The organism is Haliea sp. (assembly GCF_040222615.1).
Classification (GTDB): domain Bacteria; phylum Pseudomonadota; class Gammaproteobacteria; order Pseudomonadales; family Halieaceae; genus Haliea.
Window position 1 is genome coordinate 11,900 of sequence record NZ_JAVKCQ010000065.1, and the last position, 25,028, is coordinate 36,927.

The following is a 25,028-nucleotide window of genomic DNA, read 5'->3' on the forward strand; positions in this document are numbered from 1 at the left end:
CCACATCCCGTCGGGAATGCGCTAGAATTCGGCGATGTTGAGCGAAATCCCCGTCACACTGCCGCACACCCCCCTGCTGAGCGCCATTGACCAGGGCCGGCCCCTGCGCGAGCTGAATGAGGAGGAGTTGCTGCTGCTGAGCGAGGAACTGCGTGCCTACCTGCTCTACACCGTGGGCCAGAGCGGCGGCCATTTCGGCGCAGGCCTCGGCGTGGTGGAGTTGACCATCGCCCTGCACACGATCTACAACACGCCCCACGACCGCGTCGTCTGGGACGTCGGCCACCAGACCTACCCGCACAAAATCCTCACCGGCCGCATGCAGCAGATGCAGAGCATCCGCCAGGCCGGCGGCCTGTCGGGCTTCCCCAAGCGCAGCGAGAGCGAGTACGACACCTTTGGCGTCGGCCACTCCTCCACCAGTATCTCCGCAGCGATGGGCATGGCACTGGCGGCGCAGCAGCAGGGCATCAAGCGCAAAGTGGTGGCGGTGATCGGCGATGGGGCCATCACCGGCGGCATGGCCATCGAAGCCCTGGCCCACGCCGGCCACGTGCGTCCCAATATGCTCTGTATCCTCAACGACAACCAGATGTCCATCGGCCACAACACCGGCGGCCTGGCGACCTACTTCGCCAAGATCTGGGCCAGCAAGACCTACATCGCCATGCGCGAGGGCTCGAAGAAGATTCTCAAGCGCATCAAACCGGCCTGGGATCTCGCCAAGCGCACGGAAGAGCACATGAAGGGCATGGTCGCCCCGGGCACCCTGTTCGAGGAGCTGGGCTGGCACTATATCGGCCCCCTCGATGGCCACGACCTGCCGCAGCTGCTGCAGACCCTGGAGAACATGAAGGATCTGGAGGGTCCCCAGTTCCTCCATATTCGCACCATGAAGGGCAAGGGCTTCGCGCCGGCCGAGCGAGATCCGGTGGGCTACCACGCCATCAACAAGATCGAGGCAGCGCCCAAACGGCCCCAGCCCGACGCGGCCGCGCCTTTCCCCGGACCGAAGAAGGTCAAATACCAGGATGTGTTCGGCCGCTGGCTCTGCGACACGGCGGCCATGGACCAGCGCCTGGTCGGCCTCACCCCCGCCATGTGCGAAGGGTCCGGCATGGTGGAATTCTCCCGCCAGTACCCCCGGCGCTACTATGACGTCGCCATCGCCGAACAGCACTGCGTGACCCTGGCGGCAGGCATGGCCTGCGACGGCCTGAAGCCGGTCGTGGCGATCTACTCTACTTTCCTCCAGCGCGGCTACGACCAGCTTATCCACGACGTGGCCCTGCAGAACCTGGACGTTACCTTCGCCATCGACCGCGCCGGCCTGGTGGGCCAGGACGGCCCCACCCACCACGGCGCCTTCGACCTGAGCTACATGCGCTGCATCCCGAACATGGTGATTGGCGCGCCCTCGGACGAAAACGAATGTCGGCAGATGCTATACACCGCCTATGACCACGCCGGTCCCGCGGCCATCCGCTACCCCCGCGGCAACGGTCCCGGCGCCGTGATCGCCCACGAGATGACCGTGCTGGAGATCGGCAAGGCCGTTACCGTGCGCAAAGGCCGGCAGGTCGCCATTCTCGCCTTCGGCACCCTGCTGACCTCGGCACTGCGGGCCGGCGAAGCCCTGGACGCCACCGTGGTAGACATGCGCTGGGTCAAACCTCTGGATGAAGCACTGATCATGGCCCTGGCCGACAGCTGCGAACTGCTGGTCACGGTGGAAGACAACGCAGTGGCCGGCGGCGCCGGCAGCGGCGTGCACGAACTGCTGGCACGACACCATGTGGATACGCCCTGCCTGCACCTCGGGCTGCCGGACAGCTTCGTCGAGCACGCGAGCCAGGAGGAACAGATGGCAGAACTTGGACTGGATGGGGAGGGGATTGTGGACAGTGTACGGCAGGCCCTGGCGCACAAGCAGCAGACCCCCGCCACCGCACTGACTACCGTCGAAGCGCTGGAAGTCGGCCGCACTCGCTAGCCCCCTGCAGGGAGTGTTGCATTGAAAACGATAGACCCGGAGCAGCAAAACAAGATCAAGGTGTTTTACGACACCGTCTACCACCAGCCCGACAGCGCACCGCAACAACCCTCCCGCCATGTCAGGCGACTCGCCCGGCAGCTGCAGACCTCTCCGAACCAGCGGGTTCTGGATGTGGCCTGCGGCACCGGCGGATTCCTGGCCGCTTGTGCAGCCCACGGCAACCATGTCGCAGGGGTCGACATCTCCGATACGGCGATTGATGTGTGCAAGACGCGGTTACCCGGCGGGGAGTTCCATGCCTGCCCAGCTGAAAAGCTGCCGTTTGCTGACCAGCAGTTTGACGCAGTGACCTGCCTCGGCTCCCTCGAACACTTCCTCGATCCCGTGGCCGCGCTGCGGGAAATGGTGCGGGTGGCGAAACCGCAGGCGCAGTTCGTGATTCTGGTGCCCAACAAGGATTTCCTGACCAGGAAGCTGGGCCTGTACGGCGGCACCTACCAGGTCGATGCGATGGAAGTCGTGCGCTCACTGGAAGAGTGGGACGCGCTGTTCAGGGAGGCCGGCCTCACGGTGCGCAAACGGTGGAAGGACACGCATGTCCTGTCCCGGAGCTGGATCATGACCAGTGGGCTGCTTGCCGCCCCACTGCGAGCGGCGCAGGCACTTGCGTTGCTGGCCTGGCCACTGCGCTGGCAGTACCAGGTGTATCACCTGGCAGAAGTCAGCCGTTGAGATTCAGGCATGCCTCCTGAGGGAACAGCACAGGCCACTGGCAACGAATCCGGGCTGAAAGTGCTGGTAATCACCCGCAACCTGCCGCCGCTGGTGGGGGGCATGGAGCGGTTGCTGTACAACCTCGTACTGGGAGTGGCGGAGTATGCGGACGTCACCGTGATCGGGCCCTCTGGTTGCCGCGCTTACCTTCCCGGCGCAGTGGCAACACAGGAGTGCAGCGACAAGCTGGCCGGGTTTCTGGTCGGATCAACGCTGGCGGCGCTGCGCATAGTCCGCCAAGGGCGCTTTGACGTGGTGATCGGCGGTAGTGGCCTGATGGCGCCTCTGCTACTACTGCTCAAGCTCCTGTTCCGCTGCCGCACCTTGATACTGGTCCACGGCCTGGACATTATCGTCGACCACTGGCTCTACCAGCGTCTGTTCATCCCCGCCCTGCGCAAAGCCGACCAGGTGGTCGCCAACAGCCGCAACACGCGGCGCCTGGCCGTGGAAAAGGGCGTGGCAGAAGACCGTATAACCATCATCCACCCGGGCACTCACATACCGGAACTTCCAGACGAAGAGCGGAAGCGAGAGTTTCTGCAGCGCTACCGGATTCCCCACAGCCGCTACATGCTTTTTGTGGGCCGGATTACCCGCCGCAAAGGCCTGTCACCTTTTATCCGCAATAGCCTGCCGGCTATCCTGCAGGCCTGTCCGGACGCAGGGCTGGTAGTGGTGGGTGACAACCCGGATGACAGCCTGAACAGGCAGGGGGAAAAGGCAGAGGTGCTGGCCGCAATTAAAGAGACCGGGCTAACCGATAAAGTGATGTTTCTGGGCCAGGTGAACGACCGTGACCTGGAAACGGCCTATGCCTGCGCAGCGGTGCATGTGTTTCCGCTGATAGCAGTGCCCGGGGATGTGGAGGGGTTCGGAATGGTGGCCATTGAGGCGGCGGCGATGGGAACACCCACTATCGGGTTTGATGTTGGGGGGGTGAGAGACGCTGTATTGCCAACCGGAGGCCATCTGGTTGAGGTTGGGCAGTACAACCTGCTCAGGGACGCAGCAACCACACAACTGCAACACATTGGCGACAAAAGCGGAGCATATAGAGAGCAAGCCAAGTGCTTCGACTGGACACGCTTCCACCAGTATGTGCGCCCACTTATTCACCAAGCCAATCCATGAAGGTTGACCCCAGAGAACTGCGCCATTGGCGACTACTTGCCCTACAGGGCCTGTACACTCTCCTGGCGATAGCCTTTCGCCCCTTCACTCCACGACCCGCCAGGCCGCTGGTTGTCCTGTATGGACACCAATTCAATGGCAATCTGAAAGCGCTCTATGACGAGTGGCAGCGGAGCGGCCCCCAGCATCTGGAACTTGCGTATCTGACACTCGACCCGACGCAGCACGGGGAACTCCAGGCCAAAGGCATTCATACCCTGGGCTGCTTCCGCTGGCGTGACATGCGCAATCTCAGCCGCTGCTCCGCAATCATCACCGACCATGGGCTGCACGCAATGCTGCCCCTGACATATCTGACCGATATACGCTTCGTGGATGTTTGGCACGGCATACCGTTCAAAGGATTCACCCCGACAGACTTCAAACTACAGCATCGCTACGACGAGGTTTGGGTTTCCTCTCCATTGCTGAAGCACCTTTACGTTCAGCGCTTCGGGTTTTCTCCCGACAGGGTTGTAAGCCTTGGTTACGCCAGAACCGACAAGCTGTTCCAGCGGCCCGCGCCACGTTCAAACTTCAGGGACTGGGCAAACATTCCCGATGGCCAGAAACTGGTTCTGTATGCGCCGACGTGGCGCCAGGACGACGCGGGCCGGGAACTGTTTCCCTTTGGCGCTTCGCAAGCTGAATTCACATCAACTTTGCTCAACACCTGCACGGCGATGGGGGCCCGCCTGGTGATTCGCGTCCACCTCAACTCAAGTATTGCCACGGAGAGTTCCAGCGACATTCTCTACTGCAGCCAAAAGGACTACCCGGATACCGAAGACCTGCTACTGGCAACCGACGTTTTGATATGTGACTGGTCCTCTATTGCCTTCGACTTCATTGCACTGGAACGGCCTACCCTATTCCTCGATGTGCCTGCCCCCTTCAAGAATGGCTTTTCGTTGGGGCCGGAGTATCGATTTGGTTGGGTCATTCTAAACCTGAAGGAGCTCAAGGTGAAACTGAATGAATGCTTGCTAGCCCCGGCTAACCATGAAGTGTCCAACGCATCGAGACAGCAAGACACAGTCGCAGCTCTCTATGGCGAATTCACTGATGGCGAGTCCGCTCAAAGACAGCTGCGAAGACTTGATGCGATAGCAAGGAATACCGCCCCATGAAAATCAATACCGAATCTTCTCAATGACTTCAGTCGTTGAGATAGCTGGTGTACGCGGTAAATACACCACTTCACAGAGCGAGCTAAACTTGTCAAAGCGCCCTTGCCAATCATCACCCATGACCAGCACATCGACATCAAATAGCCTGATGTATTCGGCTTTCAACTCCAGTGACTCCTCGAAGAACACCTCGTCAACGCAGCGCAAGGCAGCTACGATCGCTGCCCGCTCTTCCTGAGGGTACACCGGTGGGCGACCCTTTTTAGACTCATTTAATGAATCAGTAGACACACCCACAACCAATTGATCGCCTAAAACCCTCGCACGCTCAAGAATTCGTAGATGACCGACGTGAAAAACATCGAAAGTTCCGAAGGTTATTATTCGTCTTTTATTATTCATCCGGCATTTACCTTATTCGATCACTCGGAGATCTATACAAGAAAGAGCACCGCACTGATCTATTTTTCCGTTGACATATCCGCCTGACACGGTGGTAATCATTCACATTCAGCCTAAAGATTCTGGCGTAAGATGCGTCTTAGAGACAGCGCTGTGCGGCGACCCCACCCTTGCAGGTCTCGAATCAGTTTATTGTCCGCCACCACTCCTTAACGCATTGCTCCGCCGTGAATCAGTCGGTGAATATGATAGTAAAGCACCAGCACCACTCGCCGGGGGAGAATTGCCAGAACACCCGGCGTCGACAAAAGCAGTCGCAGTGCCTCCCGGGGCGCTCGCGACCGCAATGCACGATATAGCAAATACAGTGCTTCGTTCCGATGTAGACTGTGGATCTTATCAGCAAAGGCGATGCGGGTTTCCTGCGGCCAATCCGCCATCTCCAAGACATCCTGGATACACTTTCGCATTAGGGTCACGTCTGAGGCCCGCGCCGTGGTAGAGTCTGGCGTTATTCGATAGAAATACAATGGCTCTGGCACATAGCGCAGCTGCACACCCGCAGCAGCAAGACGAAAAACGAATTCAGCATCCTCAGCGAACTGGCGAGAGGATTGCCATATCCCGTTTGTGTGCACATAGCGTGCAGGGAAAAGCGGTTGGATCAACAGACGTTCTGAGCGAATGAAGGCAGATAGCGAAACATTACGAGCGCTCTTGCCGCTGCCCCCAAATGCATGTTCTCCGTGGACTCGCCTCCAAGGCACTAGACGCCTGTCCGGCCCGTCGTGGCAAGTCATGATGTCGTCAAAAATGAGCGTGTCATCTCGACCTTCGGCGGCGTTCAAAAGTATTTCCAGGCGCCTCGGATCCCAGCAATCATCGGCGTCAATTAGAGTAATCCACTGACCGCGGGCACGCTCCATGGCACCGTTCCTTGCGAGGCCAGGGCCAGCGTTGCATTTGCCGGCGAGCAGAACAAGCCGTGGCTCATCCATGACCTCGAGAAGGGCCAAGCCCTGATCGGTGGAAGCGTCGTCCCATACTATTAGCTCCCAATCCTCTACAGTCTGAGATTGTACGGATTGAAGCGCCGCTTCCACAGTGGACGCCGCATTGTACAGTGGCATGATAATCGAGACATACGGCAATGCTGACATACCGACTTATACCACCGCATCAGCATTTTCGGGCCCCGCGACATTTCTCCTGCCGTTCCAGGGAAACGGCTGACGTCCGGCGACGATACGGTCGAACACTTCTAGCGCTGAGCTAATTGTGAAGAGCCCAGATTGTACCTGGGGCCAATAGTCGACATGAGAACGCACTACAATTGGCGTCCGATTTGCGGCGAGCCGAACAGGAATTGAGCGATGGCCGATGGCGCCGGCGACCGCAGAGCGATGCTGCCCTCCACCGAGAACGCAAAAAGCCCAGCAACTGGAGTCTCGATCATCGAGTAAAAGCTGCCCTGTAACATCGCCCTCAAGACGCGGCGAACGCCGATATCCCTGCGTCTTCATTGCATGATACAAATCCACCAGTCGACGCCACTCCCTGCGTCCGGCTGCGGGTGACATCGGCCCAAAAAAGTGCCAGTCCGCTTCACTCACGACGCCTCCTTCAGCAATCCGCTTCTGGTCTTTCACCACTGACCTTCGGACAATCCGCCACCATTCATCAGGAGTCTCCTTCTGCCACGGCAGAACGGCCATCTCGGGCGGGAGCTCTTTCAATACTGAAACTTCGGGTAAGCAGTCAACACCAAGATGTTCTGACGCGGTGCGTGGTTGGCAGCAGCGGTAAAACGTCTCCAGCACGGAGCCCGAATACTCTGAGTACAGACCACTGCGGTAGTCGAGGAGTGCAAGCACATAGGGGTGGTTGGATTCCACATGACAAGCAAAGGCATTTGCTCCCAGACCGCGTAGACGCTCCAAGGGAGCGTCGAATGCGACGGGGCGACCGTTCGCTGCGTAATAGGCAGCCACAGGATGCATACCGCTGTCGATACAGTCAACGGGCCGGTCCCGTGAGATGCGTACGCCCAGCATGCCCGCCACCCGAGCCAACAGGTGGTCAAGCTGCCAGAACCAATCTCGAGTATTCATCCCGCATTACCCCTGAATCGGCTGCCAAGCACACCCGCGTAAACGCCCAAGCGTTTCTGAACAATACGACTCAAGGCCACGCGAGAGACGCCAAGTGTAAGTGCGGTTGCGATGGCCGCGCCAGTTGGCCCAAGAGGTGGAATGAGGATGTAATTCAGCGCGACATTGCCCACGGCTGCCGCACCGAGAATGACTGCTGAGCTACGCTCGTTGCCCGTCATCTTAAGTACGGTAAGCGTAACCCCAAACCATGCGACCACCAGCTGTCCGGCTGCGAGAATCAAAAGCGGCTGGATGCTCTCAGTGTATCGAACACCAAAAACGACAGTAAGCAGCCACTCGCCGGCGATAAGTAATACCAGGAACGAAAGGCCAGCGGCGACCATGCTCCATCGGCTGCCTTGCGTGACGAGTTTCTGCAAGGAAGCAGTATCTCCTTGTGCATGCAAACGTGCCAACCTCGGGCCGAATACTAGCATGATGACTGCGAGGGCAAACACGATTACGTCCGCCCCCTGTACCGCCACCCGGTAAAGGCCCACGTCGGCTGCCGTTCCCAAGGCGCCAAGCAAGAGGATATCCGTGTACTTTATCAATCGCTCTATCCCTACCAGCAGAGCCAAGGGAAACACGGCGCGCCACCATTCTCCCGCTTGGTATTCGGGGGTTGCCTGAAAGATTTCTTTCGGACTTCTCCACAGGACTAAAAAGTATCCAAACACGAAAGTGACAAGAACAGTCCCGAGGTACAAGGCAAGGGCAGAGACCGGCTCTAGTCGCGAGACCAACCAAAGCATCACCAGCCCTACCAAAAGCAGGGCTGGCTGAAGCAGGGCCTCCAACATTACCCCGGCCACTGGATCACCCAATCCCCGCATCATGGCGATCCGTGTGGCGCTCAATGCAAGAACAGGGGTAAGAAGAATGCCAAAAATAGTTGCGTGAACTTCGTCCGATGTAAGCTGACCGGAAACCAACCAAAGAGCCAGGGCAGCTATCCCCATAACGGCCACGCTGATAGTGGCTTGCGCTCGGATCGTCCAACGCCACATCCCAAGAACGAGACTATAAGCCCCTTTGACATATTCTGCGGAGGTGATTCGTAAAACAAGCGTACCGAGTCCCGCATGGGCAGGCAACGCAGCCAACGTTGCTGCAGCAAGAACAAGGCTGTAAAGCCCAAACTTGTCCGGCCCCAAGATGCGGGCCAGCAGCACAGTAGCCGCTATGCCCATGACCAAGCTCGCAACTCTCAGGGCAAAGACTGCAACGCTTTCTCTTGCTTCATCCGAGAAATGGTTGCCGACATGACGCGTGTATTCATTTTTCACGATGCAGGAAGCGCCATGAGCGAAACAATTTGACAATAAATACTCATTAGTGATTCAGTTTAGTCTTGATAGTAACTCTTAGCCGGTAGGGCACCACCTGATACACCCAATTCGGTAGCCATCGACGCATGAAACAGAGTACGCGCCGCTTTCGCAGAACACGAGGAGACACCATCTCAAAGCCACTGAGTAGCCGTTGGAATCGCCTATTCCAAAACACACCATAATCTACAGGGCGGGTAACTGGGTAAAGGCGACTCTTCATGAAGCCGGAAAGAATGCTCGCTGAACGAACGTCATCTCGAAGGGTCTCCTCCGCGACATCGTCAAAACGAATTTGTAGGGCCAGATCGGTCAAGACCGTTACGTAGCGATCCGACATTGATGGTTTCTGCAAGCGAGCATGGTACAAAAGGGAAAAGAAGTGATGAACAGGCTCCGGCTTGGGAATGGCGTTGTCGCACCAAGTCCGGGTCTCCAACAAATCTACCTCCCACAATGTTGGGTAATAGCCATCGCCGAGGCAACGCACATCAATGCTGATTTGTTCGCCAGAGATAGATGCCGTGTAGTGACCGAGACCCCCACTGCGCGGTACTAGTCCAGCGATCGCGGAGAACAATTCCATGTCGTCGGTCAAAACATCCAGATCGTTCTCTTCCGTCAGGCTATCCGGCAGATTTTCAAAATTCCTAAGCACTAACCAGCGGCACGTGCGGTTTAGATATCCCACCATCCGCTCGAAGCACTCCCAGCTCTCCGCGCCCTCAATATCCCCACGTAGCATTGAGACCGCACCATCCCAATCGCTGATGTGTTGGAGTCGGGAGGCTTCCTCAAGCCCAAGAAGCAATGTGGACTGCATCAAAAACTCAGAGCGGGATGAGGTTGAATGGCAGAAGTTCGCGCTCGCCTCCAAGCGCAAGTGGAACTTGAAATCAATTATGTTGCGGTTAGCAACGTCTACATTCCCACCCAAAGCCTGAACAGGGCCATAAATTGGAGCATCGTCTCTCACAATCACGGCGAGGAAGGGCGAGAAACCAATCTCACGCAATTTCGTGGTCCCCACCATGGACCGACCACCATAAAACCTGGCCAAGTTCCAGGCCCAGTTTTCAGGGGACCAATCGCAGGTGTACACCGCCAAAATTTGGAATCGACGCCCCACCTGTTCGATGAACTTGTCACGACAGGCCATTTCGGAACAGCGCCACCGGACCAAAAGGTGGAGGTCCGGGTCGGTATCGTGGCTCTCCCGATTTGCCTTTAAAGCTTTCGGTAGCGGCGCGGTCGCTGTGGGGAAAGTCATTCTTCGATTAGTCTAGACGTTTTTCTACAAGGTATTTGGATAGCGGTCACTGCTGAAAGCCTCATAAAAGCAGGTGAGCTCGACATATTGAATGCATCTGTCTCCCCGATCACTGCCTGCTCCTCTAATTATCCTACTTCGATACTACTTGGTTAAGTCCGAATGACGGAGCAACGTACATCGTGCTTTCACGAGGACCGCTGGATTTGCAATGGCGTCCTACATATTGACAACCACTTTCTGGATTCACTCGGGGGGCCTTAATACGGGTGCGACGCCATTGACCAAGCTCACGCCCATTTAGCGCCACTATTTGCCCCGTGCTCCGCAAGTCCATATTCACGATCTGCTCCTATTAAACACTGAAAAACCTCATCCAACTACTTTGTCGCCGATGACAGGGCACTAAGGCTCAAATCATCCGTCTACCGGACTCGGGAACCCAAATTGAGCATTCCATAATGGCCCCCAGCCAAGCTGTACAGCTTATCTACAGCACTCTTCTAGCGCTAATAGGAACTTTTCAAACAGACCAATCATTCTAAAGGCACTCGGCGCAGTACAAGCTCCTGCACTCGACGAACTGTACTCTTTACCCCGTACCGCACTCCACCAATCTCGTCAGGAACCTGGATTAGCCTACTCCACCTAAAATTTCAGCGCCTCTATAAAGGGCGCATGAAATGGTCGCCCCACGCCGTCCGTACCGTCCAAAACCGGGTCGGTTCGAGATAGCACGCCAGAACAAACACCAGAATACGCGCCAGACAGGGTGGCGCAGCGCCAGGCTGACTAACCGTCCACGGCCAAATCCTAAATGGAACTACCACTGATGTCGGCACACGACATCCTCAATCCCTGCATACCTGATGGCCATAACCGAGCGCACAGCTTAGCCGCGAGGCCCGGCGGGCGCTACAGCAAGGACGGCAAAACTTGTTGTTGCCAGCGGGAATAGGATTGACATGAGGGAGCGATTGGCGACAGTTGATGGCTGTCGGTTAATCTCTTCATGGCCGGGTGGGACTCCGATTCTCCGCGGAGACGTTCTTTGATTTTCAGAGGCGCCAGGTATTGAGTCAAGGAGAGAAAAGTAACGCCAGGCCCCAGAGCTCTGTTTCCGCGGTAACTTCTGTTTCGTCAAATTCGGCCACAGGTTTGGCAGATTTGCTGTCCCGCGCCATAATTAGCGGATATAAGGAAGTAAGTCTCACTGGCTGCCCTGTAAGGCGCCATCGTGGCCCCCGGCGGCTGGATGAGCTTCTTCGAACATTGGCAGGCAGAGGCCATCGCCAGGGGCGTGACGCTTATGGTTTCGCATCATGTTGAATCGCTGGTGACCAGGGGGCACTTTGATCGGACCATGGCGGAGAAGGTCCCACTCCTGCAGTCCATAGCTGCCAGTTAGTCATCGCTAACACCAACGCAGGCCCCCCATGACCAACACCCAGCCCACCATCTGCCGACTTTGCATCGCCCACTGCGGCATCCTCGCCACAGTCGAGGCGGGCAAGCTCATCCGCGTCACCGGCGACCCGGACAACCCGCTGTTCAAGGGCTACACCTGCCCCAAAGGTCGGGCCCTCCCGGAGCTACACAACCACCCTGATCGCCTGCTGCACAGCGTGAAACGGAGCGATCACGGTAATTTCGAGCCCATCCCGAGCGCCCAGGCTTCGCAGGAGATTGCCGAAAGATTGGCTGCACTTGTCGCCCAACACGGCCCTCGATCAGTCGCTGTCTACAGTGGCACCAACTCACTGCCCTATCCCGGCGGTCCCTTGGTGGCCTATGCCCTGCTGCGCGCACTGGGCTCACCGATGTTCTTCACCGCCAACACCATTGATCAACCCAACAAGCAAATTGCCCAGGCCCTGCACGGCATCTGGCAGGGTGGGGACCAGGATTTCGAACGCGCCGATACCTGGCTGCTGGTCGGCGTCAATCCAGTGATCTCCAAGGCTGCCGGTATCCCTTGCCAGAATCCGGCGCAGAAGCTGAAGGACGCGGTAAAAAGCGGCATGAAACTGATCGTGGTGGACCCCAGGGCGTCCGAGACCGCCAGCCGTGCGGCCATTCACCTGCAGCCGCGCCCGGGTGAAGACGCGGCTATTCTCGCTGGCCTCATCCGGGTCATTATCCAGGAGTGTCTATACGACCATGACTTCGTTGCCCGGCATGCGGAGGGTTTTGCGTCACTGGCCGCGGAGGTTGAACCTTTCACGCCAGAGATGGTAGCGGAACGCGCCGGTATCGAGGCAAAAATGCTGGTTAGCGCGGCCCGGCTGTTTGCCTCGGGGACATCGGGGGCGGTAAACACTGGCACTGGCGCCAGCTTTTCCATGAACAGCAATCTGACTGAGTACCTGGCGCTGGCCCTGACAACCTTGTGCGGCCGCTGGCCGCGTGCCGGTGACACTGTCACTCGCCCCAACGGACTGCTGCCGCCCTGGCAGCCCAGGGCGCAGGCAGTGGCGCCATTCCAGGCCTGGGGATTCGGGGAGCAAATGCGCGTTCGCGCCCTGGGCGACTCGGTAGCCGGCATGCCGACCGCGGCACTGGCCGAGGACATTCTATTGCCGGGGCCGGGCCAGGTGCGTGCGCTGATCTGCCTTGGTGGTAATCCCATGACCGCGTGGCCCGACCAGCGCAAGACCATGGCGGCCATGGAATCGCTGGAGCTGCTGGTGACCTTTGACCCCCTGCTGTCGGAAACCGCGCAGCTGGCGGATTATGTCATCGCCCCCAGGCTCACGCTGGAGACTCCCGGGATGAGCCAGCCGGCCGAGACTGGCAAATACTACGGTCTCGGCATGGGGATACCGGGCACCTACGCACAGGTCAGCCCTGCTGTCGTTGACCCGCCCCCCAATGCCGACCTCGTGGAGGAATGGCAGTTTTTGTGGGACATCGCCCGCCACCTGGGCTGTGACCTTGAACTGGCAATGGCCTACGGCTTTGGCAGTTACACGGAGTCGCCAATGGCCGGCTTCAAGCTCGGCCGCGACGAGACCCTGGACACGGAAGGTCTCTACCGACGCATGTGTGCCAACAGCCGGCTGGACTACGACCAGGTGGCGGCACATCCACATGGACTCCTTCAGGAGCAGGATGTGCCGATTGCACCGGCGGAGCCAAACTGCACAGCACGGCTTCGCCTCGACGACCCCACCATGATGGCAGAACTCCGGGCGTGGTCTGACCGCGCCCCCGCGGCAGCCGCCGAGGATGCGGAATTCCCCTTCCGGCTGATACCGCGACGCAGCAACAACTTCATGAACTCAACCGGAAGACACATCGCCAGGCTCAGGGCAGGCAAAACCTGGAATCCTGCCTTTATGCACCCCGACGATATTGCTCGACTCGGCTTGGAGTCCGGCGCGACGGTTTGCCTGCGATCTCCCTGGGACGCCATTCCGGCCATCGTGGAGGCTGACCCAACATTGCGCCCCGGAGTCATCGCGATGACACACGGTTTCGGCGGACTGCCGGGTCAAGAGGCGAATTTCCGTGAGCTCGGCAGTAACACGGGGCGCCTGCTCAATACCGAGGTGGATTTCGATCCCTACACGGGCATGCCGAGGATGGGCAATGTACCGGTGGCGGTGGAGTACTCGCCCTGCCCTGTTGGCTGACCCAAAGGTTCGGCGAACTGCCTGCCGGCTTGCCGGGAGACATCTCCGCGGAGACGTTTTTCGGTTAGTTGGGGCACCCGAAATAGAGGCGAGATGCTGGATCCCCGGCCGGACGAAACTCTGCTGGCCGAAGGTCTCGATGACTTGATCAGGCGTGAGGAGAATTGATGCTGTCTGGCTTGCGGGCCACTCTCGACATACATCCGCGCCGCCCCACAGATATTACGTTTTGCGTTTTTTTTCGCATTGTATTGACGCATAATTGCATTGCGACCACACTACCTTCTCCGAAGGCGCTAGACGCCAGGGTGCCTGACTAAGCCGGTTGGGGCGCCCACTCCAATAAAAAGACCCCAAACCAGAGGGATTCACCATGCACAAACACCGCCTGCTTAGCGTTATCGCCGCCCTGACTACCGCCCTGCCTGCAGCTACCCTGCCCCTCCCTTCTCTGGCTGCCGCCCTGGAAGAGGTCGTGGTCACCGCCCGCAAGCGCGCCGAGAGCCTCCAATCCACCCCCGTATCCATCACCGCCCTGAGTGGCGAGTCCCTGGCCCAGGCCGGCATCAACCAGCTGACTGCCATCGAACGGCAGACGCCCAACCTCAACTTCACCGTCGGTACTGGCGGCGGCAGCTCGACGGTCAATGCCTTCCTGCGCGGGGTGGGGGAGTTCGACTTCATTCTCACCACCGATCCCGCGGTAGGCTTGTATCTGGATGGTATCTATCTGTCGCGGGCCTTCGGGGCCAACCTGGAGTTATCAGATGTTGAGCGCATTGAGGTATTGCGAGGCCCTCAAGGCACATTGTTCGGCAAGAACAGCATCGGTGGCGCCATCAGCGTAATCACCCGCAAGCCCACCGGCGATACCGGGGCTGAGGTCAAACTGACAGCGGGCTCCCGGGACCTGCGCGGCATCTCCCTGTATGGCCAGACCGCCATCAGCGACACGCTGGCAGTAAGCGCTTCCTACCTCCAGCGCGAGGCGGATGGCTGGCAGAAGCGGCCGGGGGATGACGCTGGCGACGTGGACCTGGCTACCGCCCGGGTCATCCTGAACTGGACCCCCGGAGACAACTTCGAGTCCACCCTGTCCGTGGACTGGCACGAGCAGGACCAGACCGGCTACCCCAACGTGATGCTGACCTGGCAGGACGGCACAACCTTTGGTGACCTCTGGAATCTGTTGAACCCGGACAACCCCTGCTGCACCCCCAACGTCGACATTGACCGTTCCGGTGCCGGAGGCCCGCTGCCCAACGACGACGTCGAAGGCCTGGGGGTGAACTGGACCAACACCTGGCAGCTCAGCGACGCACTGGAACTGAAGTCCATCACCGGCTACCGGGAGGTCGAAGCCCTGTTCGGCCGCGACGGCGACAACAGCCTGGTGAACTACAACGGCGACGTCCACGACCAGGACCACGAGCAGTGGAGCCAGGAACTCCAGCTGGTGGGCACCCACGGTCCGCTGGAATGGGTAGGCGGCCTGTACTGGTTCGAGGAGGACACCCAGGACGATACCGACCTGATCATCATCCAGGGCCTGGGCACCTCGGTGTCCTTCGACAACCGCCAGGAAACCACCAGCTACGCCGTCTATGCCCATGCGAGCTATGCAGTCACCGACCAGCTCGACCTGTTCGCAGGCATCCGTTACACGGAGGAAGAAAAAGACTTCACCCAACAGATCAGCAATTTTGATTTCGGTGTACCGCACATGTTCTTCATTCCCGGCCTGCCGGTGGACAGCTGCAGCTTCGACGCGCCCACGGCTTACTTCGATTGCTCCCAGGATTGGTCCAATACCTCGCCCAAGGCGGGTCTGTCCTGGCAGTTCAGCGATGACGTCATGGCCTTCGCCCATGTCAGCCGCGGCTTCCGCAGCGGTGGCTACAATGGCCGGGCCTTTGGCAGCCCTGCGGACCTGCAGGAGTATGAACCGGAAATCCTCACCGGCTACGAGGTCGGTATCAAGGCGGACCTGCTCGACCGTACCCTGCGCCTGAACGGTGCGATGTTCTACAACGACTACGAAGACATCCAGGTCTTGATCACCCGGGCCGGGTCCGTGGCGGTGGAAAACGCCTCCAAGGCCAGCATTGAGGGCGTGGAGCTGGAAGCGACCTGGGTGCCAACAGACAGCTGGCAGATACAGGCGGGGCTGGGTTACCTCAATGACGATTCCGATGGCTGGGTGGATGTGACCGGCGACTTCACCGACACCGAGCTCAAGCACACACCGGAGTGGACCTTCAACCTGGGGCTGGACTACCTGTGGAACCTGGGTGACCGCGGCAATCTGTTGCTGCGCGGCGACATGCGCTACACCGACAGCTACTTCCTCAATGGGGTCAACAGCCCCACCCTGCAGGTGCCCGGGCACAGCCTGTTCGGCGCCGGGCTGATCTACAGCGCGCCCGGCGACCACTGGGAGCTGGCGCTGATAGGCACCAACCTGGGCGACAAGCGGGTGCTCAACTCGGGCTTCGACGGCAGCGGCTTCTTCGGCTACTTCGAGGGCAGCTATAACCGGCCCCGCACCGTGGAACTCAGTCTGACCATGCGCCTGTGAAAGCAGCCGCACGACCGGCGCCCTACCAGCCCGACGACCTGGACGCCGCCATCATGACGGCCCTGGATGGGGACCTGCGGCGCTCCACCCAGGATATCGCCGGCTGCGTGGATGCCACGCCGGTCACGGTTCGCCGCCGTATCGATCGGCTACTGGAAGCCGGCGTGATTGGCCTGGCGCCGCTGGTGGACCTGTACGCGGCGGGCTACCAATACCTGCTGCTTATTGGCATCGCCGTGGAACACTACTCGCCCTTCGAGGTAGCGGGGCGGATCGCGGCACTGCCCGCGGCGCTCACCGTGAACGTGGTGCTGGGGCGCTACGACATCGAGCTGGTAGCGGCGCTGGACTCGCGGGAGGCCGTGAGCACCTTCCTCACCGAAACCCTGTCGGCACTGCAGGGAGTAGCCCGGCTCGCGCCGGCACTGGCCCTGGATGTCTGGAAGTTCCGCCGCGGCTATCAGCCGCACTCCGCCACCGACGCCCCGGAGCAGCGCAAGCTGCTGGATGCGCTGGACCGGAAAATCGTCGCCAACCTGCGCCAGAACGCCCGCAAGAGCAATCGCGCAGTCGCCGCCGAGATCGGTGTGTCGGAATCCGCGGTGCGCAGCCGCATCCGCCGGATGCAACAGGAAAAGCAAATCAGCTTCGCCTACCTGCAGCTGCACCCGGGGGGGCCGATGAACGCAGCCTTCGTCGGTATTGACGTCCACGGCGGCAGCGGTCGCGCGGTCGCCAGGGCCCTGGCCGGAATTCAGGAAGTAAGCTTTGTCGCCACCACCCTGGGCCGCCACGACCTGATCTGCACTCTCAATGTCACCGAGCTGGAGCAGCTGACCCGTCTGTTGCACGAGCGAATCGTGCCCATCGAAGGCGTGAAGAGCACAGCGCCCTCACACTGCCTGCGGCAAATCACCCACCAGTCGGAGTTGGGGTTTATTCTGTAAATCCGTCACGCGCTCATCATGCCCTGGCCAGCTAACTTGGCCGCATTTGATGTTTGCCCGTCCGGGCTCCGGCTGCATAATAGGTCCGACAAAGTGATTCCGGCACAAGTGACTGGCCATGCCGCAACCCGCATTCGATGTGCTAACCTACTCGCGTGATCTTGAGTCTACGGGGCTCTCCCGCCAGCAGGCGGAGGCCATCGCGAGGAGCATGACGCTTATGGTTACGCAACAGGTTGAATCGCTGGTGACCAGAGAGCACTTCGATCTGAATAGGGCCCAGGTCGACCAGAGGTTTGATCAAGTCGACCAGAGGTTTGATCAGGTCGACCAGAGGTTTGATCAGGTCGACCGCCGTTTCGAGCAAGTCAACGGGCGCCTGGATCGCGTCGAGGCCCGTGTCTCGGGTGTAGAGAGGAGCCTGTCTGGACACACGGTCCTGCTCAGTATCATCACCCTGGCTGTGGTGGTTCCGCTGCTGCAGTCCATGGTTACCGGCTAGTGCGGTCCCCATGAGGTAAATACGCATCTCCGCGGAGACGCTTTTCGGTTATATACAGCACCACCCGATTAGCCACAAAGACATAAACTGCAGCATACCACTCTGGAACCAGCCTCCCAGCACCTCGTGCCACGTCAAATTTGGCCATTAGCTCGGCGCCATGCCTGCAAAGGCTTGCGACTGGATCAGATTCCTCGAGCAGTGCCAGGGGATTCCTGAAGGGACGGGATTCTGGTGGGGGAAGTCTCGATGCGCTGTGGCGACAGCACAGCCCTGCCCCGCACCCAAAGGCAGCGCTCCCTGCTATAGTGCACACAAACCATGCAACTCACTGAGACCCCATGCCCAAAAAGTCCACCGCCCCCACTTTTGCCGACACCCTCTCCCAGCTCGAGGCGCTCACCACTCGCCTGGAGGACCCGGAAACTTCCCTCGAGCAGTCCCTGCAGGACTTCGAACAAGGGGTACAGCTCATTCGCCAGGCCCAGCAGGCCCTGCAAACCGCGGAGCAGAAGGTGCAGTTGTTGCTGGAGAAGGACGGCAAGCCCGTCGCCCAGGCCTTTGCCGATCCGGGTGCCGGGGAGGATGACGGCGAGTGAGCGAGGCCCTCGACGAATTCATGGCCCAGTGCCGGACCCGCTGCGACACCGGCCTGCAGATCTACGGCGGGTTCGGCGGTGAGCTCCGGCAGGTAGCGGGCCTGGCGGGGCTCGAAACCGCGATAGACTATGCCCTGGAGACCAGCGGCAAGCGCATCCGTCCCTGCCTGTTGTATGCCGCGGGGCAGGCCGTCGGCGCCGACTCCCAGCTCGCGCGCGCTTTCGACCACCTGGCCTGCGCCCTGGAGCTCATCCACACCTATTCCCTCATCCACGACGACCTTCCGGCCATGGACGACGATGACCTGCGCCGCGGCCGTCCCACCCTGCACAAGGCCTTTGACGAGGCTACCGCGATTCTGGTGGGCGACGGCCTGCAGGCGCGGGCCTTCGAGCTCATTGCGGATGCACCGGGCCTGTCCGCTGTGCAAAAGGTCGCCATGCTCAAGGTCTTGGCCAGCTCTGCGGGGCTGGGCGGGATGGTCGGCGGGCAGTTCGTGGATATCGCCGGTACCGGCCGGGCGCTGCAGCTGGACGAGCTACAGGACATGCACGCCCTCAAGACCGGCGCCCTGATCCGCGCCGCGCTGAGCCTGGGCGCCATCGCTGCGGGCGCCAGTGCCAGCCAACAGGAAGCCCTGGAAGTCTATGGCGAGCATATCGGCCTCGCCTTCCAGGTGGTGGATGACATCCTCGATGTGGAGGGCAGTACCGCCACCCTGGGCAAGACAGGCGGCAAGGACGCGCTGGCCAACAAGACGACCTACGTCAGCCTGCTGGGACTGGCAGGTGCCCGGGAAACCGCGGAACACCTGCTGGACGGCGCCCTGGAGGCACTGGAGCACTTCGGGGAACCCGCGGATATGCTGCGGGAGTTGGCGCGATTTGTGGTGAGCCGGGAGAACTGAGTACCACTAATCCGCGGCGAAGTGCCCCATCTTCGCGCCCTTGGTCTGCAGGTACTTCTCGTTGTGGGGGTTGCTGTGGCAGTGCAGCGGCACCCGCTCGACCACCTCCACGCCATTTTCTTCCATGGCCACTACCTTGCGCGGATTGTTGGTCATCAGCCGCACCCGGGTGATCTTCAGGTGCCGCAGCATGGGGCCGAGGATGCTGTAGTCACGCATATCGGCGCCGAAGCCAAGCTGTTCGTTGGCTTCCACCGTGTCGGCGCCGGCGTCCTGCAGCTTGTAGGCCTTGATCTTGTTCAGCAGACCGATGCCGCGACCTTCCTGGCGCAGGTAGAAGATTGCCCCCCGGCCCTCCGCGGAGATCGCCTTCAGCGCCGCTTCGAGCTGGTTGCCGCAGTCGCAGCGCAGGCTGAACAGGGCGTCGCCGGTCAGGCATTCGGAGTGGATACGGGCCAGAACCGGCTCGCCGTCGCCCACATCGCCCATGGTCAACACCACATGTTCCTTGTTGGCGTCCGGATCCTCGAAACCGTGGATATCGAATACGCCCCAGGCGGTGGGCAGGCGGGAGGACTCTACATAACGTACTGACACTGGGAGCGGTCCGGCTGGAAAAAGGGGGCGTAGTTTAGCACTTTATGCGCGCCCGTGGGCGCCGCGTCACCAGGCCCTCGACAGTGACAACACGCCATCGCGCTCGCGCAGTTCGACATGCTGCAGATAGGTCATGCCGAGCAGGATGGTCGACGGAAAGTCCCCTTCTGCGACCGTGGCGCGCACGTTGTCCACCCGGATACCGCCCACCTCCACGCTCTCCAGAGTGACCATCCAGGCGTCAATGGTGGCGCTGGCGGTTTCCAGCTTGGACCGGGATCCCGCCTTGTAATCGACACCCAGCGCCGCTGCATGACGGGCGCTCATGGCCACCACGTTGGCGCCGGTATCGACGATGACCCGGGTACTGCGGCCATTGATCAGCGCGCTGGTGATGTATTGCATGCGCTCGTTGCGGGGAATATCGAGCTGGCGCTGGACAGGCGCCACGAAATTGGTGGTGATATTGCGGTTGAGGCCCAGCTGCTGGCGCTCGCCATTGATCTCCAGCACTGCCGCGGAGGCGTCCGCACTGATCAGCTTCACGCCCTGGAAACTGTCGCCGGCCTTCAGGGTCTTGCGCTGACCATTGACCATCAGCACCGCAGTGTTGGGCAACAGGGCTTCGACCTTGACCGAACCCGCCTGGGCGTGGACAACCGGCGGCGCCGGCAGCCACAGCAGCATCGACAAGGCCACCACCAGGCCTGCGCGCCGTTTCACGCCGCCACCACCCACGCCACGATGTGAATGCAGGCACAGGCCATCACCCCCGCCACGATGTCGTCGATCATGATCCCGAATCCACCCTCCACCTTGCGGTCCAACAGACCGATTGGCCAGGGCTTGAGGATATCGAAAATGCGAAAGGCCACGAACCCCGCCAGCAACCACGCCCACCCGGTCGGCAGCGCCCACATAGTGATCCAGAAACCGACAAATTCGTCCCAGACAATGCCGGGGTGGTCGTGCACCCCCAACTGGGCACTGGCGCGATCGCAGATCCACACGCCGGCGATGGCGGTGACCAGGATAAACACGCTGTACCAGAGCAGGGGGGAAGCGGTGTTGGCCAGCGCCGCGCTGACCAGCAGGAACAGGGGAATTGCAGCCACGGTACCGGCTGTACCGGGGGCCCTGGGTGACAGACCGCTGCCCAGGCCGAAGGCGAGCAACTGGACCGGGTAGTGCAGGATGTCCGGCGCCGGCGCGGGGTTGCCGTTGTTGTGGGCAGTGCTGGCGTTGTGGTCAGTGCTGGCCATGGCCCCGTCTCTTGCTGCGAAGACGCCAGTGTACTGCGCTTTGACGAACGCCAGAAGTGCGACTGTCAGAAGTGGCTATAGCCGCCCGCGAGATCATCGAATCCGGGGCACACCACACCCCCCCCGGCCAGCACCTCGCCGACGCGAGTACAATCGGCCGGAGCGGTGGCAGCGGGAGGCAGGCAGAAGCACAGTTCGTAGTCGTCACCGCCAGCCAGGGCCCAGCGCAGGGCCTGGTCCCGGTCCGGGTGAGACGCCAGGGCCGGAGACAGGGGCAGCCGCCCGGCGTCCAGCCGGATTCCAACCCCGCTGGCCGCCGCAATGTGTCCGGCATCTGCCAGCAGCCCGTCGGAAATATCGATGGCCGCATGCGCGTCATCCAGCAGGAGCATACCCAGCTGCAGCCGCGGCAGCGGACGAAAGAAGCGCTGCTCCAGATACTCCGCCGCTTCCGGCTCAGGCCGGTAGCGGCCTTCCAGCACCGCCAGCCCGCCCGCCGCGTCTCCCAGGGTACCCGACACGTAGACCGCATCACCGACCTGCGCGCCGGCCCGCAACAGGGCCTTGCCTGCAGGCAGGGCGCCAAACACCTGCACTGAAACGGTCAGCGGCCCGCGGGTAGTGTCGCCGCCCACCAGGGGCAGTGCCAGCGCGGACGCTGCCGCCCCCACGCCCTGGCTGAAGCTGTGCAGCCAGAGCTCGTCGGCATCCGGCAGGGTCAGGGCCAGGGTCATGCCCAGGGGCCGCGCGCCCATGGCGGCGAGGTCGGAGGCCGCCGCCGCGACTGCGCGGTAGCCAACGTCTTCGGGGAGGCTGTCCGGCGGGAAATGCACGCCCGCCACCACCGTGTCGACCGATGTCGCCAGGCGTTCCCCGGGCTCCAGCGCCAGGATGGCGCAATCGTCACCTACCCCCAGCGCCACGGCCGGGCCGGCGCCGAAGGCGGAGAAGTAGCGCGCAATCAGGGAGAATTCGTCGGCCGGCATCAGGCGTCGGCTTCGGTTTCGGCCTTGCGCAGCTGGCGGGCGGCCCTGTCGAGCACGCCGTTGATATACTTGTGGCTGTCGGTGGCGCCGAACTTGCGAGCCAGGGAGACGGCCTCGTTGATCACCACCTTCCAGGGCACGTCAATCCGGTGCACCAGTTCCCAGGTGCCGATGCGCAGCAGGCTGCGCTCGACGGGACCGAGGTCGTCGAGCTTGCGATCCAGCAGCGGCTCGAACACCGCTTCCAGTTCGGTCACGCTGCCGGGAACGCCGTGCAGGATAGCCTGGAAGTATTCCAGATCCACATGGCTGAAGTCGTAGTCGGTGCGGAACTCAGCCTCGATCTGGCTGATGGGCGCCTCGGCCATGTGCCACTGGTACAGGGCCTGCATGGCGTAGTGGCGGGCCTTGTGCCGCTCCGCGGCGAGGGTATTGCGGGCTTGCTTGCTCACGCGCCCGCTCAGCTCCCGATCCGGCCCAGCAGGCTGACCATTTCCAGTGCCGACAGGGCAGCTTCAGCACCCTTGTTGCCGGCCTTGGTGCCGGAGCGTTCGACAGCCTGCTCGATGGAATCCACGGTCAGTACACCGAAGGAGATGGGAATGCCGTGCTCCAGGCTGACCTGGGCAATGCCCTTGGTGCACTCGCCCGCCACGTATTCGAAGTGCGGGGTGCCGCCGCGGATGACCGCGCCCAGGGCGACAATGGCGTCGAAGCCGCCCTGCTTCGCCACCCGCTGGCACACCAGCGGGATCTCGAAGGCGCCGGGGGCGCGAACGATGGTGAGCTGCTCGTCCTTCACCCCGTGGCGACGCAGGGCGTCAATTGCACCGTCGAGCAGGTGCTCTACCACAAAGCTGTTCCAGCGGCCCACGACCAGCGCAAACTTGCCGCCGGTGCCGGTGAAATCCCCTTCGATCGTCTTGATATCAGTCATTGCCGATTCCTTGTTCGCTGGCGTCCTGTTTCAGGGCGCCAGATATTCGAGTACTTCCAGGTCAAAACCCGAAATCGCATTGTACTTGATGGGCGCGCCCATCAGGTGGATTTTTCCGACCCCCAGGTCCTTGAGGATCTGGGAGCCCAGGCCAACGGTGGTGTAGGTATCGGGCAGGGCGCCAGCGCTGGAGGGCGCCCGGCCCAGGGCCATGTCGATGCTGTCCAGCAGTTGCCCGTCGCTCTCTTTGCCCGCCAGCAACACAATGACACCGCGGCCTGCCTCCGCCACTTTGGCCAGGCAGGCACCAATATTCCATGAGCCCCGGCCCGGGACCTGGCTGGTCACCAGATCGCGCAGGGTGGAAGCCACGTGCACACGCACCAGGGTCGGCTCCGCAGCGACAATCTCGCCCCGGGACAGGGCCAGGTGCAGCCGGCCGCCGGTGTCATCGCGGTACACGGTCAACCTGAAGGGACCATGGCTGGTTTCGATCTCGCCCTCACGGACCCGCTCGATAGTCCGCTCGTTCACCATGCGGAAGTGGATCAGGTCGGCGATGGTGCCGATCTTCAGGCCGTGGCGGGCGGCAAACTCCACCAGCGCGGGGCCGTCGGCGAGGATGCCGTCGGGAGTCAGGATGTCGGCGATCACCGCCGCCGGCAACAGCCCGGCCAGGCCCGCATAGTCACTGGCGGCCTCGGTGTGACCGGCGCGGGTCAGCACACCGCCGGGGGTGACGGTGAGCGGAAAGATATGTCCGGGCTGGACGATATCCGCGGGTACCGCGTGCGGCGCGACCGCGGCGAGCACTGTGCGGGCGCGGTCGGCGGCGGAGATTCCGGTATCAATGCCGACGGCGGCCTCGATGGAAAGCGTGAAGTTGGACTTCTCGCCGTTGGCCGCGGGCACCATGGGAGGCAGGTCCAGCTGTCGGCAACGCTCCCGGGTCAGGGTCAGGCAGACCAGCCCCCGGGCCTGCCGGGCCATGAAATTCACGTGCTGGGCGGTGACATGCTCCGCCGCCACCATCACCACGCCCTCGTTATGGCTGTCGTCGTCATCGTCAACCAGCACCACCATGTGGCCCTGGCGGATATCGCTGATCAGTTCGTCTACGGTGTTTACTTGCATGCCAATCGAATCCTTGTGGGCTGGGCGGCCTAACCGCGCAGGTAGCCGTTGTCGGCCAGGGTTGCCAGGGAAATACCACCCTGGTGCCCGGGTTTGGCCGCGTCCTCGCCCAGCACCAGGCGCTCCAGGTAGCGGGCAATGACATCCACTTCCAGGTTCACCCGACTGCCGGGGCGGTACTCGGCGAACACCGTCTCGGCCCAGGTCTGGGGGATGATGTTGAGCTCGAACTCAGCGCCATTGACCGCGTTTACGGTCAGGCTGGTGCCGTCGACGCAGATGCTCCCCTTGTGGGCGATATATTTCGCCAGCCCGTCCGGGGCCCGCATCACATAGCGGTAGGAACGGCCATCCGCAACCACGCTGACCACCTCGCCAACACCGTCGACATGGCCACTGACAATGTGGCCACCCAGGCGACTGGCGGGGGTAAGCGCTCGCTCCAGATTCACCCGACTGCCGGTCTTGAGACCGCCCAGGGTGGTGAAGTCCAGGGTTTCACGCGACACATCCGCCCAGTAGCCATCCCCGGGCAATTCGGTAACCGTGAGGCAGACGCCATTGGTGGCGATGCTGTCGCCGAGCCCCACATCGTCCAGCGGCAACTTGCCGCTGTGCACCCGCAGGCGCAGGTCGCCGCCAGCGGGCTGCAGCGCAGCAATGGTGCCGACGGCCTCGATGATTCCTGTGAACATGCAGTATTCCTGTTTCCTG

23 protein-coding genes are annotated in these 25,028 nt (G+C 61.2%); 10 read left to right on the forward strand and 13 right to left on the reverse strand.

The features are described from left to right. The first annotated feature begins 34 nt into the window (after positions 1 to 34). Genes dxs through RJQ10_RS05675 form a run of 4 tightly spaced genes read left to right on the forward strand, consistent with a single transcriptional unit; the run spans position 35 to position 5,073 of the window. On the forward strand, positions 35 to 1,993 hold the full coding sequence (gene dxs / locus RJQ10_RS05660; protein WP_350144501.1) for a 1-deoxy-D-xylulose-5-phosphate synthase: 1,959 nt from the start codon (positions 35 to 37) through the stop codon (positions 1,991 to 1,993). Positions 1,994 to 2,014: 21 nt separating this feature from the next. Next, the gene (locus RJQ10_RS05665; RefSeq protein ID WP_350144503.1) at positions 2,015 to 2,728 is read left to right on the forward strand and encodes a class I SAM-dependent methyltransferase; all 714 of its coding nucleotides are present in this window, start codon (positions 2,015 to 2,017) and stop codon (positions 2,726 to 2,728) included. Positions 2,729 to 2,737: 9 nt separating this feature from the next. Beyond that, positions 2,738 to 3,904, forward strand: coding sequence for a glycosyltransferase family 4 protein (locus RJQ10_RS05670; protein WP_350144505.1), 1,167 nt, complete (start codon positions 2,738 to 2,740; stop codon positions 3,902 to 3,904). Next, positions 3,901 to 5,073 carry a CDP-glycerol glycerophosphotransferase family protein gene (locus RJQ10_RS05675; protein WP_350144507.1) on the forward strand — a complete coding sequence of 391 codons (1,173 nt, stop codon included), beginning with the start codon at positions 3,901 to 3,903 and terminating at the stop codon, positions 5,071 to 5,073. The genes RJQ10_RS05670 and RJQ10_RS05675 overlap by 4 nt, the downstream gene beginning before the upstream one ends. A 3-nt stretch (positions 5,074 to 5,076) precedes the next feature. On the opposite strand, the gene RJQ10_RS05680 is transcribed toward RJQ10_RS05675, so the two are convergent. The 5 genes from RJQ10_RS05680 to RJQ10_RS05700 all read right to left on the reverse strand — a co-directional run bounded on the left by RJQ10_RS05680 (position 5,077) and on the right by RJQ10_RS05700 (position 10,118). After that, positions 5,077 to 5,475, reverse strand: coding sequence for an FAD synthase family protein (locus RJQ10_RS05680; RefSeq protein WP_350144509.1), 399 nt, complete (start codon positions 5,473 to 5,475; stop codon positions 5,077 to 5,079). A 209-nt stretch (positions 5,476 to 5,684) separates the two neighbouring features. Further along, positions 5,685 to 6,635 (reverse strand): glycosyltransferase family 2 protein, encoded by a 951-nt coding sequence (locus RJQ10_RS05685; protein ID WP_350144511.1) that lies wholly within the window; start codon positions 6,633 to 6,635, stop codon positions 5,685 to 5,687. 6 nt (positions 6,636 to 6,641) lie between these two features. Next, positions 6,642 to 7,586, reverse strand: a complete 945-nt coding sequence (locus RJQ10_RS05690; RefSeq protein ID WP_350144513.1) for a hypothetical protein — start codon at positions 7,584 to 7,586, stop codon at positions 6,642 to 6,644. Further along, positions 7,583 to 8,953 (reverse strand): oligosaccharide flippase family protein, encoded by a 1,371-nt coding sequence (locus RJQ10_RS05695; protein WP_350144515.1) that lies wholly within the window; start codon positions 8,951 to 8,953, stop codon positions 7,583 to 7,585. The genes RJQ10_RS05690 and RJQ10_RS05695 overlap by 4 nt, the downstream gene beginning before the upstream one ends. A gap of 10 nt (positions 8,954 to 8,963) precedes the next feature. After that, positions 8,964 to 10,118 carry a hypothetical protein gene (locus RJQ10_RS05700; RefSeq protein ID WP_350144517.1) on the reverse strand — a complete coding sequence of 385 codons (1,155 nt, stop codon included), beginning with the start codon at positions 10,116 to 10,118 and terminating at the stop codon, positions 8,964 to 8,966. A gap of 1,547 nt (positions 10,119 to 11,665) precedes the next feature. On the opposite strand from RJQ10_RS05700, the gene RJQ10_RS05705 reads away from it, so the two are divergent. From RJQ10_RS05705 to RJQ10_RS05730, 6 genes are all read left to right on the forward strand, one after another. Continuing rightward, positions 11,666 to 13,864, forward strand: coding sequence for a molybdopterin-containing oxidoreductase family protein (locus RJQ10_RS05705; protein WP_350144519.1), 2,199 nt, complete (start codon positions 11,666 to 11,668; stop codon positions 13,862 to 13,864). A gap of 373 nt (positions 13,865 to 14,237) precedes the next feature. Then, entirely contained in the window at positions 14,238 to 16,442 is a 2,205-nt protein-coding gene (locus RJQ10_RS05710; protein WP_350144521.1) for a TonB-dependent receptor, read from the forward strand. Then, positions 16,439 to 17,389, forward strand: a complete 951-nt coding sequence (locus RJQ10_RS05715; RefSeq protein WP_350144523.1) for an Lrp/AsnC family transcriptional regulator — start codon at positions 16,439 to 16,441, stop codon at positions 17,387 to 17,389. The genes RJQ10_RS05710 and RJQ10_RS05715 overlap by 4 nt, the downstream gene beginning before the upstream one ends. A gap of 118 nt (positions 17,390 to 17,507) precedes the next feature. Continuing rightward, positions 17,508 to 17,891: a CCDC90 family protein gene (locus RJQ10_RS05720; protein WP_350144525.1), complete on the forward strand. Its 384-nt coding sequence runs from the start codon at positions 17,508 to 17,510 to the stop codon at positions 17,889 to 17,891. Positions 17,892 to 18,232: 341 nt separating this feature from the next. Then, the gene (locus tag RJQ10_RS05725) at positions 18,233 to 18,490 is read left to right on the forward strand and encodes an exodeoxyribonuclease VII small subunit (protein WP_350144527.1); all 258 of its coding nucleotides are present in this window, start codon (positions 18,233 to 18,235) and stop codon (positions 18,488 to 18,490) included. Continuing rightward, entirely contained in the window at positions 18,487 to 19,398 is a 912-nt protein-coding gene (locus RJQ10_RS05730; protein WP_350144529.1) for a polyprenyl synthetase family protein, read from the forward strand. The genes RJQ10_RS05725 and RJQ10_RS05730 overlap by 4 nt, the downstream gene beginning before the upstream one ends. 6 nt (positions 19,399 to 19,404) lie before the next feature. Here the strand turns inward: RJQ10_RS05730 and ribA are convergent, their stop codons facing one another. The 8 genes from ribA to RJQ10_RS05770 form a co-directional block, all read right to left on the reverse strand. Then, the gene (gene ribA, locus RJQ10_RS05735) at positions 19,405 to 19,995 is read right to left on the reverse strand and encodes a GTP cyclohydrolase II (protein WP_350144531.1); all 591 of its coding nucleotides are present in this window, start codon (positions 19,993 to 19,995) and stop codon (positions 19,405 to 19,407) included. Positions 19,996 to 20,061: 66 nt separating this feature from the next. Continuing rightward, complete coding sequence (locus RJQ10_RS05740) at positions 20,062 to 20,718, reverse strand: TIGR02281 family clan AA aspartic protease (RefSeq protein WP_350144533.1); 657 nt, start codon at positions 20,716 to 20,718, stop codon at positions 20,062 to 20,064. Next, a complete protein-coding gene (locus RJQ10_RS05745) occupies positions 20,715 to 21,257 on the reverse strand; it encodes a phosphatidylglycerophosphatase A family protein (protein ID WP_350144535.1) in 543 nt (180 codons plus the stop codon). Before RJQ10_RS05745 ends, RJQ10_RS05740 begins: the two co-directional genes overlap by 4 nt. Positions 21,258 to 21,322: 65 nt before the next feature. Continuing rightward, positions 21,323 to 22,243: a thiamine-phosphate kinase gene (thiL, locus tag RJQ10_RS05750; protein ID WP_350144537.1), complete on the reverse strand. Its 921-nt coding sequence runs from the start codon at positions 22,241 to 22,243 to the stop codon at positions 21,323 to 21,325. After that, entirely contained in the window at positions 22,243 to 22,695 is a 453-nt protein-coding gene (gene nusB, locus RJQ10_RS05755) for a transcription antitermination factor NusB (RefSeq protein WP_350144539.1), read from the reverse strand. The genes thiL and nusB overlap by 1 nt, the downstream gene beginning before the upstream one ends. A gap of 8 nt (positions 22,696 to 22,703) precedes the next feature. Next, positions 22,704 to 23,180, reverse strand: coding sequence for a 6,7-dimethyl-8-ribityllumazine synthase (gene ribH, locus RJQ10_RS05760; protein ID WP_350144541.1), 477 nt, complete (start codon positions 23,178 to 23,180; stop codon positions 22,704 to 22,706). 30 nt (positions 23,181 to 23,210) lie between these two features. Next, complete coding sequence (gene ribB, locus RJQ10_RS05765) at positions 23,211 to 24,314, reverse strand: 3,4-dihydroxy-2-butanone-4-phosphate synthase (RefSeq protein WP_350144543.1); 1,104 nt, start codon at positions 24,312 to 24,314, stop codon at positions 23,211 to 23,213. A gap of 29 nt (positions 24,315 to 24,343) precedes the next feature. Continuing rightward, entirely contained in the window at positions 24,344 to 25,009 is a 666-nt protein-coding gene (locus RJQ10_RS05770; RefSeq protein WP_350144545.1) for a riboflavin synthase, read from the reverse strand. Positions 25,010 to 25,028: the final 19 nt, after the last annotated feature.